This is a genomic window from Micromonospora rifamycinica, assembly GCF_900090265.1.
In the GTDB taxonomy this organism is placed as follows: domain Bacteria; phylum Actinomycetota; class Actinomycetes; order Mycobacteriales; family Micromonosporaceae; genus Micromonospora; species Micromonospora rifamycinica.
In genome coordinates, this window is sequence record NZ_LT607752.1 from 5,330,210 (window position 1) to 5,346,220 (window position 16,011).

At 75.2% G+C, this 16,011-nt stretch carries 15 protein-coding genes; 10 read left to right on the plus strand and 5 right to left on the minus strand.

Annotation, left to right across the window (positions count from 1 at the left end; all coding sequences use genetic code 11):
* Positions 1-780: 780 nt before the first annotated feature.
* Complete coding sequence (gene glmS / locus GA0070623_RS22420; protein WP_067313510.1) at positions 781-2,694, plus strand: glutamine--fructose-6-phosphate transaminase (isomerizing); 1,914 nt, start codon at positions 781-783, stop codon at positions 2,692-2,694.
* 8 nt (positions 2,695-2,702) lie between these two features.
* Here glmS and GA0070623_RS22425 read toward each other — a convergent pair whose 3' ends face one another.
* The gene (locus tag GA0070623_RS22425; RefSeq protein WP_067313508.1) at positions 2,703-4,331 is read right to left on the minus strand and encodes an alpha/beta hydrolase; all 1,629 of its coding nucleotides are present in this window, start codon (positions 4,329-4,331) and stop codon (positions 2,703-2,705) included.
* A complete protein-coding gene (locus tag GA0070623_RS22430) occupies positions 4,328-4,624 on the minus strand; it encodes a hypothetical protein (protein ID WP_067313505.1) in 297 nt (98 codons plus the stop codon). Before GA0070623_RS22430 ends, GA0070623_RS22425 begins: the two co-directional genes overlap by 4 nt.
* 287 nt (positions 4,625-4,911) lie before the next feature.
* Between GA0070623_RS22430 and GA0070623_RS22435 the strand changes: the two genes are divergently transcribed.
* The 5 genes from GA0070623_RS22435 (at position 4,912) to ung (ending at position 9,900) form a co-directional block, all read left to right on the plus strand.
* Positions 4,912-6,381 carry an NAD(P)H-hydrate dehydratase gene (locus GA0070623_RS22435; RefSeq protein WP_067313503.1) on the plus strand — a complete coding sequence of 490 codons (1,470 nt, stop codon included), beginning with the start codon at positions 4,912-4,914 and terminating at the stop codon, positions 6,379-6,381.
* A 70-nt stretch (positions 6,382-6,451) separates the two neighbouring features.
* Positions 6,452-7,570: an alanine racemase gene (gene alr / locus GA0070623_RS22440; protein WP_067313501.1), complete on the plus strand. Its 1,119-nt coding sequence runs from the start codon at positions 6,452-6,454 to the stop codon at positions 7,568-7,570.
* Positions 7,567-8,664 carry an alpha/beta fold hydrolase gene (locus GA0070623_RS22445; protein WP_067313499.1) on the plus strand — a complete coding sequence of 366 codons (1,098 nt, stop codon included), beginning with the start codon at positions 7,567-7,569 and terminating at the stop codon, positions 8,662-8,664. Before alr ends, GA0070623_RS22445 begins: the two co-directional genes overlap by 4 nt.
* A complete protein-coding gene (tsaE, locus tag GA0070623_RS22450) occupies positions 8,661-9,143 on the plus strand; it encodes a tRNA (adenosine(37)-N6)-threonylcarbamoyltransferase complex ATPase subunit type 1 TsaE (protein WP_067313497.1) in 483 nt (160 codons plus the stop codon). The genes GA0070623_RS22445 and tsaE overlap by 4 nt, the downstream gene beginning before the upstream one ends.
* A 55-nt stretch (positions 9,144-9,198) precedes the next feature.
* Positions 9,199-9,900, plus strand: coding sequence for a uracil-DNA glycosylase (ung, locus tag GA0070623_RS22455; protein WP_067313494.1), 702 nt, complete (start codon positions 9,199-9,201; stop codon positions 9,898-9,900).
* Positions 9,901-10,104: 204 nt separating this feature from the next.
* On the opposite strand, the gene GA0070623_RS22460 is transcribed toward ung, so the two are convergent.
* Positions 10,105-10,917: a helix-turn-helix domain-containing protein gene (locus GA0070623_RS22460; RefSeq protein WP_084261679.1), complete on the minus strand. Its 813-nt coding sequence runs from the start codon at positions 10,915-10,917 to the stop codon at positions 10,105-10,107.
* Positions 10,918-11,160: 243 nt separating this feature from the next.
* Between GA0070623_RS22460 and tsaB the strand changes: the two genes are divergently transcribed.
* Genes tsaB through GA0070623_RS22480 form a run of 4 tightly spaced genes read left to right on the plus strand, consistent with a single transcriptional unit; the run spans position 11,161 to position 13,833 of the window.
* Positions 11,161-12,051: a tRNA (adenosine(37)-N6)-threonylcarbamoyltransferase complex dimerization subunit type 1 TsaB gene (gene tsaB, locus GA0070623_RS22465; protein ID WP_067313428.1), complete on the plus strand. Its 891-nt coding sequence runs from the start codon at positions 11,161-11,163 to the stop codon at positions 12,049-12,051.
* Positions 12,048-12,524 (plus strand): ribosomal protein S18-alanine N-acetyltransferase, encoded by a 477-nt coding sequence (gene rimI, locus GA0070623_RS22470; protein ID WP_067313430.1) that lies wholly within the window; start codon positions 12,048-12,050, stop codon positions 12,522-12,524. The genes tsaB and rimI overlap by 4 nt, the downstream gene beginning before the upstream one ends.
* Positions 12,517-13,563, plus strand: a complete 1,047-nt coding sequence (tsaD, locus tag GA0070623_RS22475) for a tRNA (adenosine(37)-N6)-threonylcarbamoyltransferase complex transferase subunit TsaD (RefSeq protein WP_067313432.1) — start codon at positions 12,517-12,519, stop codon at positions 13,561-13,563. The genes rimI and tsaD overlap by 8 nt, the downstream gene beginning before the upstream one ends.
* Before the next feature lie 15 nt (positions 13,564-13,578).
* A complete protein-coding gene (locus GA0070623_RS22480; protein WP_067313435.1) occupies positions 13,579-13,833 on the plus strand; it encodes a hypothetical protein in 255 nt (84 codons plus the stop codon).
* A 70-nt stretch (positions 13,834-13,903) separates the two neighbouring features.
* On the opposite strand, the gene GA0070623_RS22485 is transcribed toward GA0070623_RS22480, so the two are convergent.
* Together GA0070623_RS22485 and GA0070623_RS22490 are read right to left on the minus strand one after the other, a co-directional pair.
* Positions 13,904-14,644 carry a DUF4142 domain-containing protein gene (locus GA0070623_RS22485; protein ID WP_067313437.1) on the minus strand — a complete coding sequence of 247 codons (741 nt, stop codon included), beginning with the start codon at positions 14,642-14,644 and terminating at the stop codon, positions 13,904-13,906.
* A 178-nt stretch (positions 14,645-14,822) separates the two neighbouring features.
* On the minus strand, positions 14,823-16,004 hold the full coding sequence (locus GA0070623_RS22490) for an ROK family protein (RefSeq protein ID WP_067313439.1): 1,182 nt from the start codon (positions 16,002-16,004) through the stop codon (positions 14,823-14,825).
* Between the last annotated feature and the right edge of the window lie 7 nt (positions 16,005-16,011).

Genomic DNA, 16,011 nt, shown 5'->3' on the forward strand with positions numbered 1-16,011 from the left:
AATCGGGCTCGGGATCGTCGTAGTCGTAGTCGTCCCCGGTCGTCGACTCCGGCACGAGTTGACCCAGCAGCGCACCGCCCCCGCAGGCGCAGGCGCAGAAGCCCAGGACGAGCAGCACGACCACCGCCACCACGATCGCCACCACCTGACCGGTGGAACTCCGGCCGCCCGGCGGCGGGTACCCCGGGTGGGCGAACGGCGGCGGGTAACCCGGGGGCGGCCACCCGTGGCCGGGTAGTCCACCGGGCATCGCGCCGGGCCTGGTCGGGTCCACGCCGGCCCAGCCCACGGCAGGTGGCCTGCCGGGCATCCCGCCGGGCGGAACCGGGGCCATGCCCGCCCAGCCCCCGGCGGGCGTGCCGGGAGGAGCCGGGGCGGCCCGACCACCGGTCGACGGCGGCCCGGGCCATGGGTCGGGGGCCGCCCAGGGTGGTGGCACCGCGAGCGGATCCGGCGCAGGCCAGGCGGACGCGCCAGCCGCCGCGTCGGCGGGGGGCGGCGTGTCGCCGGCCGCGGGTGAGGGGTCGCCGGGTGGGGGCGCGTCGGACATGGTCGCTCCGGGGACGCGAGGGTGGGAAAGGGGGCGAGCGGGCCGTCCCTGGGCGTCCCAGGGTCGCCGAGAGACTGTCGTACGGTCGGGCGGTCCGCAAGCCCGCGTCGTCGAACGGGTGGGGCGGGCGTCCGGTTGTCGCCGGTCACCATCCGTTCGCTCAATTTCGGTGATTGTTTACCCGGCTTCTGCGCACGCGCGATGAGCGAAACTGGGTTAGGCTGCGGACCATGTGTGGAATCGTGGGTTACGCCGGCTCGCGCCCGGCGCTCGGCATCGTGCTCGACGGGCTGCGCCGGCTGGAGTACCGGGGGTACGACTCGGCCGGGGTCGCGATCGTGTGCGACGACGAGCTGCTCACCGAGAAGAAGGCCGGCAAGCTGGCCAACCTGGAGAAGGTGCTCTCCGAGCGGGCCGCCAGCAACCCGGAGGACTGCGCCGCCAGCCCGGTCGGCATCGGCGACGGCACCACCGGCATCGGGCACACCCGGTGGGCCACCCACGGCGGGCCGACCGACCGTAACGCCCACCCGCACGTGGCCCCCGACGGCCGGGTCGCCGTGATCCACAACGGCATCATCGAGAACTTCGCCAAGCTCCGCGCCGAGCTGGAGGACGACGGGGTCCAGTTCACCAGCGACACCGACACCGAGTGCGCCGCTCACCTGCTCGCCCGTGCGCTCGCCGAGCTGCGCGCGGCGGGTGGGACCGACGGCCCCCAGCTGCTCGCCGCCGGGATGCGGGTGGTGTGCCGACGGCTGGAGGGCGCCTTCACCCTGCTCGCCGTGGACGCCGCCGTCCCCGGTGCGGTGGTCGGCGCGCGGCGTAACTCGCCGCTGGTGGTCGGCCGGGGCGACGGGGAGAACTACCTGGCCAGCGACGTCGCGGCGTTCATCGAGCACACCCGCGAGGCGGTCGAGCTGGGCCAGGACCAGCTCGTCCTGATCACCGCCGACAGCATCGAGATCACCGACTTCGACGGGGAGCCGGCCACCGGCAAGGACTTCCACATCGACTGGGACTCGTCGGCCGCCGAGAAGGGCGGTTACGACTGGTTCATGCTCAAGGAGATCGAGGAGCAGCCGCAGGCCATCGCGGACACCCTGCTCGGCCGGCTCACCGAGACCGGGGAGATCGCCCTGGACGAGGTCCGCCTCAGCGACCAGGACCTGCGCGACGTCGACAAGATCTTCATCGTCGCCTGCGGCACCGCGTACCACTCCGGCATGGTCGCCAAGTACGCCATCGAGCACTGGACCCGGATCCCCTGCGAGGTGGAACTGGCCAGCGAGTTCCGCTACCGCGACCCGGTGCTCGACCGGTCCACCCTGATCGTGGTGATCTCGCAGTCCGGCGAGACGATGGACACCCTGATGGCGCTGCGGCACGCCAAGGAGCAGAAGGCCCGGGTGCTGGCCATCTGCAACACCAACGGCTCCACCATCCCGCGTGAGTCCGACGCGGTGCTCTACACCCACGGCGGCCCGGAGATCGCGGTCGCCTCCACCAAGGCGTTCCTCACCCAGCTGGTCGCCTGCTACCTGATCGGCCTGCACCTGGCCCAGGTACGCGGGATCAAGTTCGCCGACGAGGTCGGCGCGGTGGTGGCCCAGCTCCAGGAGATGCCGGACAAGCTGCGCGAGCTGCTCGGCCGGATCGAGCCGGTGCGGGAGCTGGCCCGGGAGCTGAAGTCCGAGCCGACGGTGCTCTTCATCGGCCGGCACGTCGGCTACCCGGTCGCCCTGGAGGGTGCGCTCAAGCTCAAGGAGCTGGCGTACATGCACGCCGAGGGGTTCGCCGCCGGTGAGCTGAAGCACGGGCCGATCGCCCTGATCGACAAGGGCACCCCGGTGATCTGCGTGGTGCCGTCGCCGGTCGGCCGGGGCATGCTGCACGACAAGGTCGTCTCGAACATCCAGGAGGTCCGGGCCCGGGGGGCACGGACCATCGTGATCGCCGAGGAGGGCGACCAGGCGGTCGTCCGCTACGCCGACCACCTGATCTACGTGCCGCGTACGCCCACCCTGCTCGCGCCGCTGGTCACCACCGTCCCCCTGCAGGTGCTCGCGGCCGAGATCGCCGCCGCCCGGGGGCACGACGTCGACCAGCCGCGCAACCTGGCGAAGTCGGTCACCGTCGAGTAGGACGCCGGTCATCGGCCGAGCACGATCCGGGCCATCCCGTCCAGGGCGGGGTTGCCGGGCTCCCAGTAGCCGGTGTGACCGTACCGGCCACTGGGGAAGGTCCGGCCGCCGAAGCCCGGATCGCTCGGGTCGTGCCCGAACCACAGCTGGTGGTCGTCCGGGCGGAGCAGCCAGGCGGCGCTGGCCAGCGGCGAGGTGGCCAGCACCGCCCGACCGGCCAGGTCGCGGGGCGGCTCGACCAGCGCGATCACGTCGTCGCGGGCGGTGCTGGCCCAGACCCGGTCCGGCGGTAGACCGAGCGCGTCGGCCCGGTCCACCCCGACGCCGGGTGAGCCGACGAAGGCCAACGCGTCGGCGGCCAGCCCGTGGTCCCGGGCGGCGCTGCCCACCACCAGCGAGCCGTAGCTGTGCCCGAGCACGGTCTGCCGGGCCGCCGGCCCGTCGTGGGTGGCGCGCAGCCCCTCCTGGAACCGGTGCAGCGCCGACCCGGCGTCCCGGGCCTGGGCCGGCGAGGAGGCCTCGGGCAGGAAGTCGGGGGCGTCGTAGTCCAGCCAGAGCACCGCCGCCGTCTCCTCGCCCGGGGCGATGGCGGTGCACCGGGCCTGGACCCGGGCGGCCCGGCCCAGTTCGCCGGGGACGTCGGCGAGGTCGCTGGTCATCCCCGGCACGTAGGTCAGCACCCGGGCGGCCCGGTCCGGGTTGCCCAGCGCGACGATCGCCCGCCCGTCGCCGGCCGGGTCGAGCCCGAGCAGGTAAGCCCTGGGCGTCCCCGTCGAGGCCAGCCGGCCGGCGAGCCGGTCCAGGACGGCCAGCGCCCGGTCGATCCGCCGTAGCGCGGCGCGCTCGCCCGGCCGGCGGGCCGACAGCGACCGCCGTTCGGCCAGCAGCGCCTCCCGGTGCCCCGCCAGCAGCAACCGGTTCGCCTGGTCCCGCGCCGCCGCCGGCACCCCGTCACGCGGCCCGGTCCGGGCCGGCTCGTGCAGCACCAGCCAACGCCGCTGGGCCGGGGTGAGGCCGGCCCACCAGGCGCGGACCGTCGCCGGGGTGGCGTCGTCGGCCGGTCGCCCGGGTGGCGGCGGCTCGACCCAGCCGGTACGGGCCGCCCCGGCCAGCTCGGTCAACCGGGCGGTGGCCTCCCGGTCGGCCGCGTCGGCCTGGGTGAGCGCCTCCCGCAGGGCCGCCGCCACCTGACCCACCGCCGCCGGGGAGACCGTCCCCGCCCCGGCGGGTCGTGGGTCGGGGTGGCCCGGCAGCGCGCCGGACTCCGGGCCGTGCCAGGCCTGCGGGGCCGCCCGTGCCCCGCCGTGCCGGTCGACCGCCACTCCGGTGCGGTCGGCGACCGCCACCGCCTCGGCGAGGCGGGCCTTCGCCACCCGGAGCCGACCGGCGAACTCGGCGAGCGCCTGCTCGGTCTCGACCAGCGCCGGCAGGATGGTCGTCAACTCCGCCCGCAGCCCGCCGAGCCGGACGTCGGCCGCCGTGGCCGCCGTGCCGCGCCAGCCCGTGCGTAGCGCCGCCGCCCGGTCGGCCAGCCCGGCCCGCCGCCGCCCGACGGGCGCGTCCACCCCGCGCCAGGCCACCCCCGCGGCGTCCCAGTCACCGGGGGAAGCGGTCCAGAGCTGGGCGTACCCGATCATCGGAGTCGGCCGACCAGCCGCCCGGCGGCCCGGTCGTCGGCCGCCGCGTACGCCTCGGCGGCGGCGCGCAGGGCGGCGCCGGTCTCCGCCACCCGGACGCCGAGCGCCCCGTGCCAGGCGTGCACCGCCGACTCCAGCCCGGCCAGCGCCGTGCCGGCCCGCCATCCCGGCGCGGACGGCACCAACCCGGGCCGGCCCATCAGCCCCTGCGCCAACGCGTGCGCCTCGTCGGCCAGCCCGCCGGCCGCGACCCGCAGCACCGACACGTCGACCTCCACCGGTTCGTTCGTCATCGCCCGCCTCCCGTGCCCACCTCGTCGGCCCCCACCGGTGACCGTGCCCCGACGCTAGGTGACCCGGCGGCTGCCGGCGCGGCCCTGTGGACGACGGGCGGCGGTCGTACCCGGGGGTCGTCCACAGGACTTGCCTGCCGCGCCGCCGATGGCTAACCTGCCGCCCCCACCGTCGGTAGGGTGATGCCGGCCAGGACGGGGGCGCGTCGACCGCGACGGGCGGGTCGTCCGGGTGATCGACGGGCCGTCGGTGCGGACGGACCGGCCGGCGGGAGGACGGGGGCGGGATGAAACCGGTGTGGCGGGTGGCGGACGTACGCGCGGCGGAGGCCGGTCTGATGTCCACCGTGGCGCCCGGGACGCTGATGCAGCGGGCGGCGGCGGGGCTGGCCCGGCGCTGCGCCCTGCTGCTCGCCGACCGGGGCGGGGTGTACGGCGCGCGGGTGCTGCTGCTGGTCGGCTCCGGCGACAACGGCGGCGACGCGCTGTACGCGGGCGAGCGGCTGGCCCGGCGCGGCGCGCAGGTCGCCGTGTTGCCGACCAGCCCCGGCCGGGCGCACGCCGAGGGCCTGGCCGCGCTGCGGGCCGCCGGGGGACGGTTGGTCGACGCCCCGCCCGCCGTGGTCGACCTGGTGCTCGACGGGATCGTCGGGATCGGGGGCACCGGCGGCCTGCGGGAGAATGCCGACCGGATCGTCGCCGACCTGCCCGCGCTGCGGGGTCGCGACGGCGGCCGGGCCACCGTGGTCGCGGTGGACGTGCCCAGCGGGGTGGCGGTGGACACCGGGGACGTGCCGACGGACGACACGGGTCGGCCCCGCGCCGTGCGGGCGGACGTCACGGTGGCGTTCGGCGCGCTGAAGCCGGCCCTGGTGGTCGGCCCGGCGGCCCCGCTCGCCGGTCAGGTGGAGCTGGTCGACATCGGGCTCGGTCCGTGGCTGCGCGGGGATCCCGCACTGCGGGTCACCGAGTGGTCGGACGTGCGGGCCTGGTGGCCCCGCGCCGGGGCGTCGGCGGAGAAGTACAGCCGGGGCGTGGTCGGGGTGGCCACCGGGTCGCGGACCTACCCGGGGGCGGCGGTGCTCTCGGTGGGTGGCGCGCTGGCCGGCCCCACCGGCCTGGTCCGGTACGCCGGTGGGGCCCGGGACGAGGTGGTCCGCCAGCACCCGTCGGCGATCGCCACCGACCGGGTGGCCGGGGCGGGCCGGGTGCAGGCCTGGGTCTGCGGCTCCGGCCTGGGCACCGACGAACAGGCCGGTGCGGAGCTGCGCGCGGTGCTGGCCGCGCCGGTGCCGGTGGTACTCGACGCGGACGCGCTGACCCTGCTGGTGGACGGCTCGCTCGCCGACCGGCTGCGCCACCGGGACGCCCCGATCGTGGTCACCCCGCACGACCGGGAGTTCACCCGGCTGTGCGGCGAGGAGCCGGGGGCCGACCGGGTCGCCGCCGCGCTGCGGCTGGCCGCCTGGATGAACGCGACGGTGCTGCTCAAGGGGGACCGCACGGTCGTCGGCACGCCGGACGGCCGGGCGTACGTCAACCCGACCGGCAGTCCCGCGCTGGCCACCGGGGGTACCGGGGACGTGCTGGCCGGGCTGCTCGGCGCGCTGCTCGCCGCCGGGTTGGCCCCGGAGCGGGCGGCGGCCGTCGCGGCGTATCTGCACGGGCTGGCCGGTCGGGAGGCGGCCCGGGGCGGCCCGGTGACCGCGCCGGACGTGGTGGCGGCGCTGCGCCCGGTGGTCGCTCCGCTGCTCTGACGGCATGGGTGCGGCGGTCGGGGTCGGCGTCCGGCGACCGGGTGATCACCGACGCCAGTAGGCTGGGCGCATGTGGCAGGCCGAGGTACGCGTCGATCTGGACGCGATCCGTGCGAACGTGACCCGGCTCCGGTCGGGCACCGGCGCCGAGCTGATGGCGGTGGTGAAGGCCGACGGGTACGGCCACGGCATGGTCCCGTCGGCGCGGGCCGCGCTCGACGCGGGGGCGGACTGGCTGGGGGTGTGCACCCTCGACGAGGCGTTGACCCTGCGCCGGGCCGGGATCACCGTGCCGGTGCTCGCCTGGCTGCTCACCCCGGGGCTGCCGCTGCACGAGGGGGTGGCGGCCGGGGTGGACCTGGCCGCCGCGAGCCTGGCCCAGCTCGACGAGATGGTCGAGGCGGGTCGGGTCGCCGACCGGCCGGCCCGGCTGCACCTGAAGATCGACACCGGGCTGTCCCGGGGCGGGGCCACCGTCGCCGACTGGCCCGCCCTGCTGGAGGCCGCCGCGAAGGCCCAGGCCGACGGCCTGGTCGAGGTGGTCGGCGTGTGGAGCCACTTCGTGTACGCGGACTCGCCCGGCCACCCCACCACCGACCGGCAGTTGGCGGTCTTCCACGAGGGGCTGGCCATGGCCGAGCGGGCCGGACTGCGCCCCCGGTACCGGCACCTGGCCAACTCGGCGGCCACCCTGACCCGGCCGGACACCCACTTCGACCTGGTCCGGCCCGGGCTCGCCGTGTACGGGCTGTCGCCGATCGCCGGGCAGCAGTTCGGGCTGCGCCGGGCGATGACCGCGCGGGCCCGGGTGATGCTCGCCAAGCGGGTTCCCGCCGGCACCGGTGTGTCGTACGGCCACACCTACACCACGGCCGAGGAGGCGAACCTGGCGGTGGTGCCGCTCGGCTACGCCGACGGGGTGCCCCGGCACGCCTCCAACGTCGGCCCGGTGCAGCTCGGCGGGAAGCGGCGGACCATCTCCGGCCGGGTCTGCATGGACCAGTTCGTCCTCGACTGCGGCGCCGACGAGGTGGCCGCCGGTGACGTGGCGACCCTCTTCGGCAGCGGCGACGACGGGATGCCGACCGCCGACGACTGGGCCGAGGCGGTCGGCACGATCAACTACGAGATCGTCACCCGGTTCGGCGGGGTCCGGGTGCCCCGGGTCTACGACGGCGAGCGACAGTGAGCGCGGTCAGCCGGTTCCGGGTGCCCCGGCCGAGGACCGCCGCCGGGCGGGTGGCCGGCGTGGTCGGGGCCGCGGTGGGGGTGGCCGCCGCCGGGCTGGCCGCCGGGGTGGCCACCGAGCGCGCCCTGGTCCGCCGGCTCAAGGCCGACCCCGCCGACCCGTACACCGGGGAGGACTTCGGCGCGCAGCGCTACGACGAGGCGTACCGGCTGCAGTTGCCGGACGGCACCGACATCCACGTCGAGGTGGTCGAGCCGACCCGACCGGTGCCGGGGCACCCGACGGTGGTGCTGGTGCACGGCTTCTGCCTGGACATGGGGACGTTCCACTTCCAGCGTCAGCTGCTGGCCGAGCGGGGCGACTACCGGATCGTCGCGTACGACCAGCCGGGGCACGGCCGGTCGGGCCGGTTGGAGACCGGCGAGTACGACCTCGCCGCGCTCGGCCACACCCTGCGCCGGGTGATCGACCGGACCGCCCCGGAGGGGCCGTTGGTGCTGGTCGGGCACTCGATGGGTGGGATGACCATCATGGCGTTCGCCGAGGCGTACCCGGAGCTGTTCGGTGACCGGGTGGTCGGCACGGTGCTGATGGCCACGTCGGGCGGGTTGCTCGCCGAGACGAAGCTGGTCGCCCCGGCCCTGCTCGGCCGGGTCGGCTCGCCGGTGCTGTTCATGATGAACAACGCCACCCGGTACGGCGGGATCGTGATCGACCGGGCCCGCAGGTCCACCTCCAACGTGGCCTGGCTGCTGACCCGCCGGTACGGCTTCGGCACCCCGAAACCGAGCCCGGCGCTGGTGTCGTACGTGGAGCGGATGAACTCCCGGACGTCGGCCGACACGGTGACCCGCTATCTGCGGACCCTGGCCACCCACTCCCGGTTCCCGGCGCTGGCCGCGCTGAGCGGCACGCCGGTGCTGGTCGTGGTGGGCGACAAGGACATGATCACGCCGGTGGTGCACTCGGACGAGATCGTCCGCCGGCTGCCGCACGCCGAGTATCTCAAGATCCAAGACAGTGGGCACGTGGTGATGCTGGAACACGCCGACGAGGTCAACGCCGCGCTGGAACGTTTCCTGGAGGCGCTGTGACGGTGCGCGTCACGTTGCCCACCGTCGAGGACACCCGGGACTTCGGCCGGCGGCTGGCCGCCGTGCTGCGCGCCGGTGACCTGCTGCTGCTCACCGGCCCGCTGGGGGCCGGCAAGACCGCGCTCACCCAGGGGCTCGGCACCGGCCTGGGGGTACGCGGCGACGTCACCTCGCCGACCTTCGTGATCGCCCGGGTGCACCGGCCGGATCCGGCGCGCGGCGGCGCGGTGGCCATGGTGCACGCCGACGCGTACCGGTTGGGCGACGCGACCGACCCGCGCGCCGAGATCGACGACCTGGACCTGGACGCCTCGGTGGACGACTCGGTGACCGTGGTCGAGTGGGGCGAGGGGCTGGTCGAGCAGCTCGTCGACGCCCACCTGCGGGTCCGCATCGACCGCCGCGACGACGACACCCGGGTGGTCGAGTTGGAGCCGGTGGGCGGGGACTGGGCGCGGCGGCTGGCCGCCCTGGGCTGAGGGGTGTCGTACCCGCTGCCTAGAGTTCCGGGGACTTCGTTGCGAAAGGTTGCCGATGCCCGACGACACCCCCACCCTCGACCTGCTGGCACTGCTGCCGCCGGCGTGGCGTGCCGTGCTCACCCCGCACCTGGATCCGGCCCGGACGGCGGCGCTGGCCGACTACGTCGCCCGCGAGTACGCCACCCAGACCGTCTTCCCGCCGGTGGAGGATCTCTTCTCCGCCTACCGGTTGTGCGAGCCCGAGCAGTGCCGGGTACTGATCCTCGGTCAGGACCCTTACCACAAGGCGGGGCAGGCGCACGGGCTGAGCTTCAGCGTCCGCGAGGGGGTGTCCGTGCCGCCGTCGCTGCGCAACGTCTTCAAGGAGCTGAGCGAGGACCTGGGGGTGCCCAAGCCGCGCAGCGGGAACCTGGACGGGTGGGCGGCACAGGGGGTGCTGCTGCTCAACGCGGTGCTCACCGTCCGGCAGGCCAGCCCGGGCTCGCACGGCAACAAGGGGTGGGAGGAGTTCACCGACGCGACCATCCGCGCCCTGGACGCCCGGGACGAGCCGGTGGTCTTCCTGCTCTGGGGCGGCTACGCCCGCAAGAAGGCGGCCCTGGTCACCAACCCCCGGCACGTGGTGCTGGAGGCGGGTCACCCGAGCCCGATGAACCCGCGTGGCTTCCTCGGCAGCCGCCCGTTCAGCGCCACCAACAAGGCCCTTGCCGATGCCGGTCTGCCCCCGATCGACTGGGAGCGCTCGGCCGGCTGATTCACCCGCCGCCTCACCCCTCACCACCCGCCGCCTCGCCACCCACCCCTCGCACCCCACCCCTCGCGCCCCACCCCTCGCGCCCCACCCCTCGCGCCCCACCCCTCGCCCCTCACTCCCCACCCTCTCGCCACCGCGCATCGCCGGCTGACGTCGGCGGTGTGCGGTGGCGGAGCCCCCGGCACGGGGCAGCAGCGTCGACGCCTACCGCCCGGTTCGCGCGCCGGGGCCGACGGCCGAGGCCGGGTCGTGGGCCGAGGTGGGGTCGTCGGTCGAATCGCGGTCGTCGGGTGTGGCGCGGTCGTCGGGTGTGGCGCGGTGGTCGGCCGAGCGGCGGCGGTGCCGGCGCAGCAGGGCGGCGGCCTGCGGGTCGGTCAGCTCCACCGTGACCAGCGGCACCACCCGGTAACTGTGCTCCCCGTGCCGTACCTCGATCGCTGCGGGAAGCTCGTCGCACATCTGGGCGCGGATATCGCCGTACCGGGTCGACCAGTAGTGCTCGCCCGGCTCCTCCGGGGCCAGGTACAGCCCGCCGAACTCACGCCACCGGGCGTTCCACCGCTGCCCGTAGGCGGCCTGCAGCCAGGCGGTGAACCGGGCGGAGTCGCGCCACCGCACAGCGATCTCGACCGCGTCGGCGGGGACCGGGGCACCCTGGAGCAGGGCGGCGGTGGCGCCGGTCAGCAGGTGGGGCAGGTCACCCAGCCGGTCCAGCAGCCGGTCCAGCCCGAGTTCGTCGATCCGGTCGGCGAGCGACCGCGTGGCGAGGGCGTCGATCCGGGCGTCGAGGTGGCTGTCCAGCTCCTCGACGGTCACGGTGAGCTGCCGACCCAGGGCGGCGAAGAGGCGTTCCACCAGCGGCATGCCCGGCACCCGTTCCCCGCGCTCGATCCGGGCCACCGCGCTCTGACTGGTCCCGGCCCGATCCGCCAGTTGCTGCTGGGTGAGCCGTTGGGCGCTGCGCTCCCAGCGCAGCATGGCGGCGATCTCCGTGGTGAGGCGACTACTCTCAGGCATCCCCGCATGATGCAGTGATGGGAGTGAGTGGTATGCCTGGCTGTCATATTTATGACGCACAGGCATACCACTGAACATCGGATATAACTTCCCGTCGCCCGTCGCCCGTCGCCCGTCGCCCGTCGCCCGTCGCCCGTCGCCCGTCGCCCGTCGCCCGTCGCCCGTCGCCCGGCGGGGACGGCGGCCGAGGGGCGGGGCGGGCTGTGACCGGGTGGCCCAGGTGGACGGCTAGGCTGGCTTACCGTGCTCGTACTGGTGGTGGACTCCTCGACTCCCGCGGTCACCGCGGCCCTGGCCGAGGTCACGGCGGACGGCGTCGCGCTGCGGGCGCACCGGTGCACGGTCGACGCCCGCGCCCACGGTGAACTGCTCGCCCCGCAGGTGGAGACGGTGCTCGCCGATGTCGGCGCGCGGCCAGCCGACCTCGGGGCGATCGTCGCCGGGCTCGGCCCCGGCCCTTTCACCGGGCTGCGGGTCGGGCTGGTCACCGCCGCCACCATGGGCCAGGTGCTCGGCATCCCCACCTACGGCGTCTGCTCCCTCGACGGTATCGGCCACCCGACCGCGACACCCGCGACCGTCGCCCCCGGGACCGAGGCATCCGGGACCGAGGCGCCCGGAACCGCGACACCCGCGACCGCCGCATCTTCGGCCACGGCACCCGCGACCGCCGCATCTTCGGCCACGACACCCGCGACCGCCGCATCTTCGACCGCGGCAGCCTCGACCGAGGCAGGCCCGGTGGCGCCCGGGGACGCTCCCGCCGGCCGGGCCACAGCGGGGGTGGGGCGGGTGCTGGTCGCGGCCGACGCCCGGCGGAAGGAGGTCTACTGGGCGGTCTACGACGAGAGCGGCCAGCGGATCGCCGGGCCGGCAGTGGACGCCCCGACGGTCGCCGCCGCCCAGGCTCGGGAGCTGGCGGTCACCGTGGCGGCCGGGGACGGCGCCCACCGCTACGCCGACGTGCTCGGGCTGCCGCTGCGCGTCGTACCCCGGTATCCGGACGCCGCCGCCCTGGTCGCCCTGGCCGCCGAACGGATCCGGGCGGGTGCCCCGGGTGAGGCGCTCACCCCGCTCTACCTGCGCCGGCCGGACGCGGTGGCGGCGACCAGCCGTAAGTCGGTGCTGCCGTGACGGTACGACTCGACCGGTTCCGCTGGTGGCACATCGGCGAGGTGCTGCTGATCGAGGCGGACCTGTTCGGCGCGGAGCAGTGGTCGCCGGCGATGTTCTGGAACGAACTGGCCAGCGGCCACCACTACCGGGTGGCCCTGGACGCCGACGGCTCGCTGGTGGGCTACGCGGGCCTCACCGTCGATCCGGCCGGTGAGTCGTGGGTGCAGAACATCGCGGTCCGCCGGGACGCCCAGCGGCGCGGGATCGGCCGGGCGCTGCTGGAGGACCTGCTGGCCGAGGCCGCCCGACGCGGGATCGACAGTGTCCTGCTGGAGGTGGCCGTCGACAACGCCCCCGCCCAACGGCTCTACGCGACGTACGGGTTCGAGCCGATCGGCGTACGACGGGGCTACTACCAACCGAGCAACACCGACGCGCTGGTCATGCGGCGCGACGCGGCACCGGTCGCAGACGGGACGGACCATGGGTGACGAACCGCTGATCCTCGGCATCGAGACCTCCTGCGACGAGACCGGGGTGGGCATCGTCCGTGGGCACACCCTGCTCGCCGACGCGCTGGCCTCCAGCGTGGACGAACACGCCCGGTTCGGTGGGGTGGTGCCGGAGGTGGCCAGCCGGGCACACCTGGAGGCCATCGTGCCGACCATGGACCGGGCGCTGCGCGAGGCGGGGGTGACCATCGCCGACATCGACGCGATCGCGGTCACCGCCGGCCCCGGTCTGGCCGGGGCACTGCTGGTAGGGGTGGCCGCCGCCAAGGGCTACGCGGTGGCCGCCGAGAAGCCGGTGTACGGGGTGAACCACCTGGCCGCGCACGTCGCGGTGGACACCCTGGAACACGGCCCGCTGCCGGCACCGGCGATCGCCATGCTGGTCTCCGGCGGGCACTCCTCGCTGCTGCTCGTCGACGATCTGGCCCGGGGGGTCACCCCGTTGGGCGCGACCATCGACGACGCGGCCGGGGAGGCGTTCGACAAGGTGGCCCGGCTGCTCGGGCTGCCGTTCCCGGGCGGCCCGTACATCGACCGGGAGGCGCGGGCCGGCGACCCGGCGTCGATCGGCTTCCCGCGCGGCCTCACCGCCGCCAGGGATCTCGCCGCCCACCGGTACGACTTCTCCTTCTCCGGGCTGAAGACGGCGGTGGCCCGCTGGGTGGAGGGCCGGCGGCGTGCCGGTGAGCCGGTGCCGGTGGCCGACGTGGCCGCCTCCTTCCAGGAGGCGGTCTGCGACGTGCTCACCGGCAAGGCGCTGGCCGCCTGTCGGGCGCACGGGGTGGACACCCTGGTCATCGGTGGGGGAGTGGCGGCCAACTCCCGGCTGCGGGCGATGGCCGAGCAGCGGGCGCAGCGGTACGGCATCCGGGTCCGGGTGCCCCGCCCGGGGCTGTGCACCGACAACGGGGCGATGGTCGCCGCGCTCGGGGCGCACCTGGTGGCGGCCGGGGTGGCACCGAGCCGGCTGGACCTGCCGGCCGACTCGGCACTGCCGCTGACCACTGTCAGCGTGTGACGGAGGGGAGCCGACATGATCGTCCGGATGTGGGAGGCGCGGGCAGAGGCGTACGGCGTCGCCGACCTGATCACCTGGGTGTGCGACACGGCGCTGCCCGAGTTCGAACACGACCCGCTGCACGTGTCCAGTGAGGTCTTCTCGTCCACCGACCACCGGGTGGTGGTCGTCTCGAAGTGGCGCAGCAGCCCCCGGGCGCTGCCGGAGCCACCGGCCATCCTGGTCGCCCGGCCCCCGCACTCCTGGGACTTCACCCAGGTCGACCGCTGACCGCACGCCGCCGGACAGCCGAACGGCCCGCCTGCGGTGAGGCCGGCGGGCCGTCGTCGCACGTGGAGGGTCAACTGCGGCGCATGACCCGCCAGGTGGCGTAACCGCCCGCGCCGAGCGCGAGCAGGAAGACCGCCCAGACCACTGTGGTGCTGACCCCGACCGACGGGCCGGAGGCGGCCCCGGCCTGGGCGGCGGCGACCAGCGAGTCGTTCTGCGCGGCCGGGATCGCGGCCGGCGGCATCTGCTGCCAGCGGACCAGCCCGGTGCTCTCCAGCATGGCCATGTGGTCGCCCACGAACTTGTTGGCCTCGTCGGCGAGCTTGCGTACGGTGTTGTCCCGGGTGCTGGCCCGTACCGCGCCGATCACCGGGAAGATCTTGCCGTGCGCCAGCCGGAGCCGGGTCACGAAGATCTGGTCGAACTGAGCGCCGGAGGCGTTCTGCATCTCGGTCAGCCACCCCTTCTGCTCGGTGGTGGGATCGGTCGGCAGCGTCGCGCCCAGCTTGTTGGCGGCCTGCACCACCAGCTCGTCGAGGACGCCGTGCTGACGGGCGATCTCCGCGCCGACCTCCCGTACCCGCGCGGACTGGCCCTTCTCGGCGGCCATCGTGCCGGCCGGCATCTCCCACAGGCCAGCCAACCGGACGCCGTTGAGCAGCGTCATGTCGGCGGCGTTCAACTGGACGCCGGGTGCGGCGACCGCCATGCCGGGTAGCACGACCAGACCAGCCAGGAAGGTGACGAGCAGCACCGCCACCCGGTGGGTCCGGTGCCCTCGCCGACGACGTACGGAATCCAGCGGTGCCATGCTGCGGTGCCTCCTCGATCCGGGCCGACCTGTCGCGCCGGGCAGCGAACCGCCCGGCTGCCCTCCGCCCACTGGTACGGACCGTCGGGCCGATCGGTTCATCCGGCCGGTCAACTCGCCCGGACGGGGCCGGACCGGGGCGGTGGGGACGGCCGGCGGGACGCCGCGCGGCGGCAGCTCAGCCCACGTCGAGGGGGTCGGCGAGGAGCCGTTCGAAGGCGAGTTCGGCCGCGCCGATCAGCGCCGCGTCGTCACCGAGCTTGGGGGTGCGCAGCCGGACGTGCTCCAGGCAGGCGGGCAACCCGGTCTCGTTGAGCCGGCTGCGGACCTGGGCGGCGGCGGCCAGGTAGAGGTCCCGCATGGTGCCGCCGAAGATGACCATCTCGGGGTTGAAGATGTTGACCAGGTTCGCCACCCCGAAACCGAGCCAGTCACCGGCGTGTCGTACCGCGGTCTGGGCGCGGGCGTCGCCCCGGTCGGCGGCGTCGAAGACGGCCAGCAGCGCCTCGCGGCCCCGGGCGTCGGACCGGCCGGCGGCCCGGAGCAGCCCGTACTCGCCGATCTGGGTCTCCCAGCAGCCCCGCGAGCCGCACTCGCAGGGGGTTCCGTCGCGCACCACCACCATGTGCCCGACCTCGCCGCCGTACCCGCCGTGACCGGTCAGCCGGCGGCCCCCGGCGATGATGCCGGCACCGACGCCGACGTCCCCGTAGAGGTAGATCACGTTGTCGCAGCCGGCGGCGACGCCCCGGGCGTGTTCGGCGAAGGCGGCGACGTCGGCCACGTTGCCGACGGTGACCGGCAACTCCACGCCCACCTCGGCGGCGAGCGCCGCGCCGATCGGCTCGTCCACCCATCCGGTGGTCGGGCCGAGCCGGACCAGCCCGTCGGCCTTGCGGACCATGCCGCAGACGGCGACGCCGGCACCGACGCAGATGGACCCGGCGGGCACCCGTTCCCGCATCTGTTTCAGCGCGCCGGCCAGCATCGGGGTGGTCTCCGCGGCGTCCAGGTCGCGCGGCCGGTCCAGTTCACGGCGGTCGAGCACCTCGCCGCCGAGTCCGACCCGCGCGGCCCGCAGCCGGTCCACCTCGATCGAGTACGCGTACGCGTAGACCCGGGCCGACTCGGGCCGGACGACCAGCGACGGTCGTCCGGCCCGGCCGGTCTCCTTCGGCGTCCCCTCGCTGACCAGCCCGGCGCCGGCCAGGTCGGCGGTGAGCGCGCCGATGGTGCTGCGGTTCAGCCCGAGGGCGGTGGTGAGTTCCGCGCGGGAGGTGGCGCCGTGCACGTGGACGTGCCGGAGCAGCGCCCCGAGGTTCTGCCGCCGGATCTCGTCCTGGCTCGGTCCTACCCGCATCGTCGCT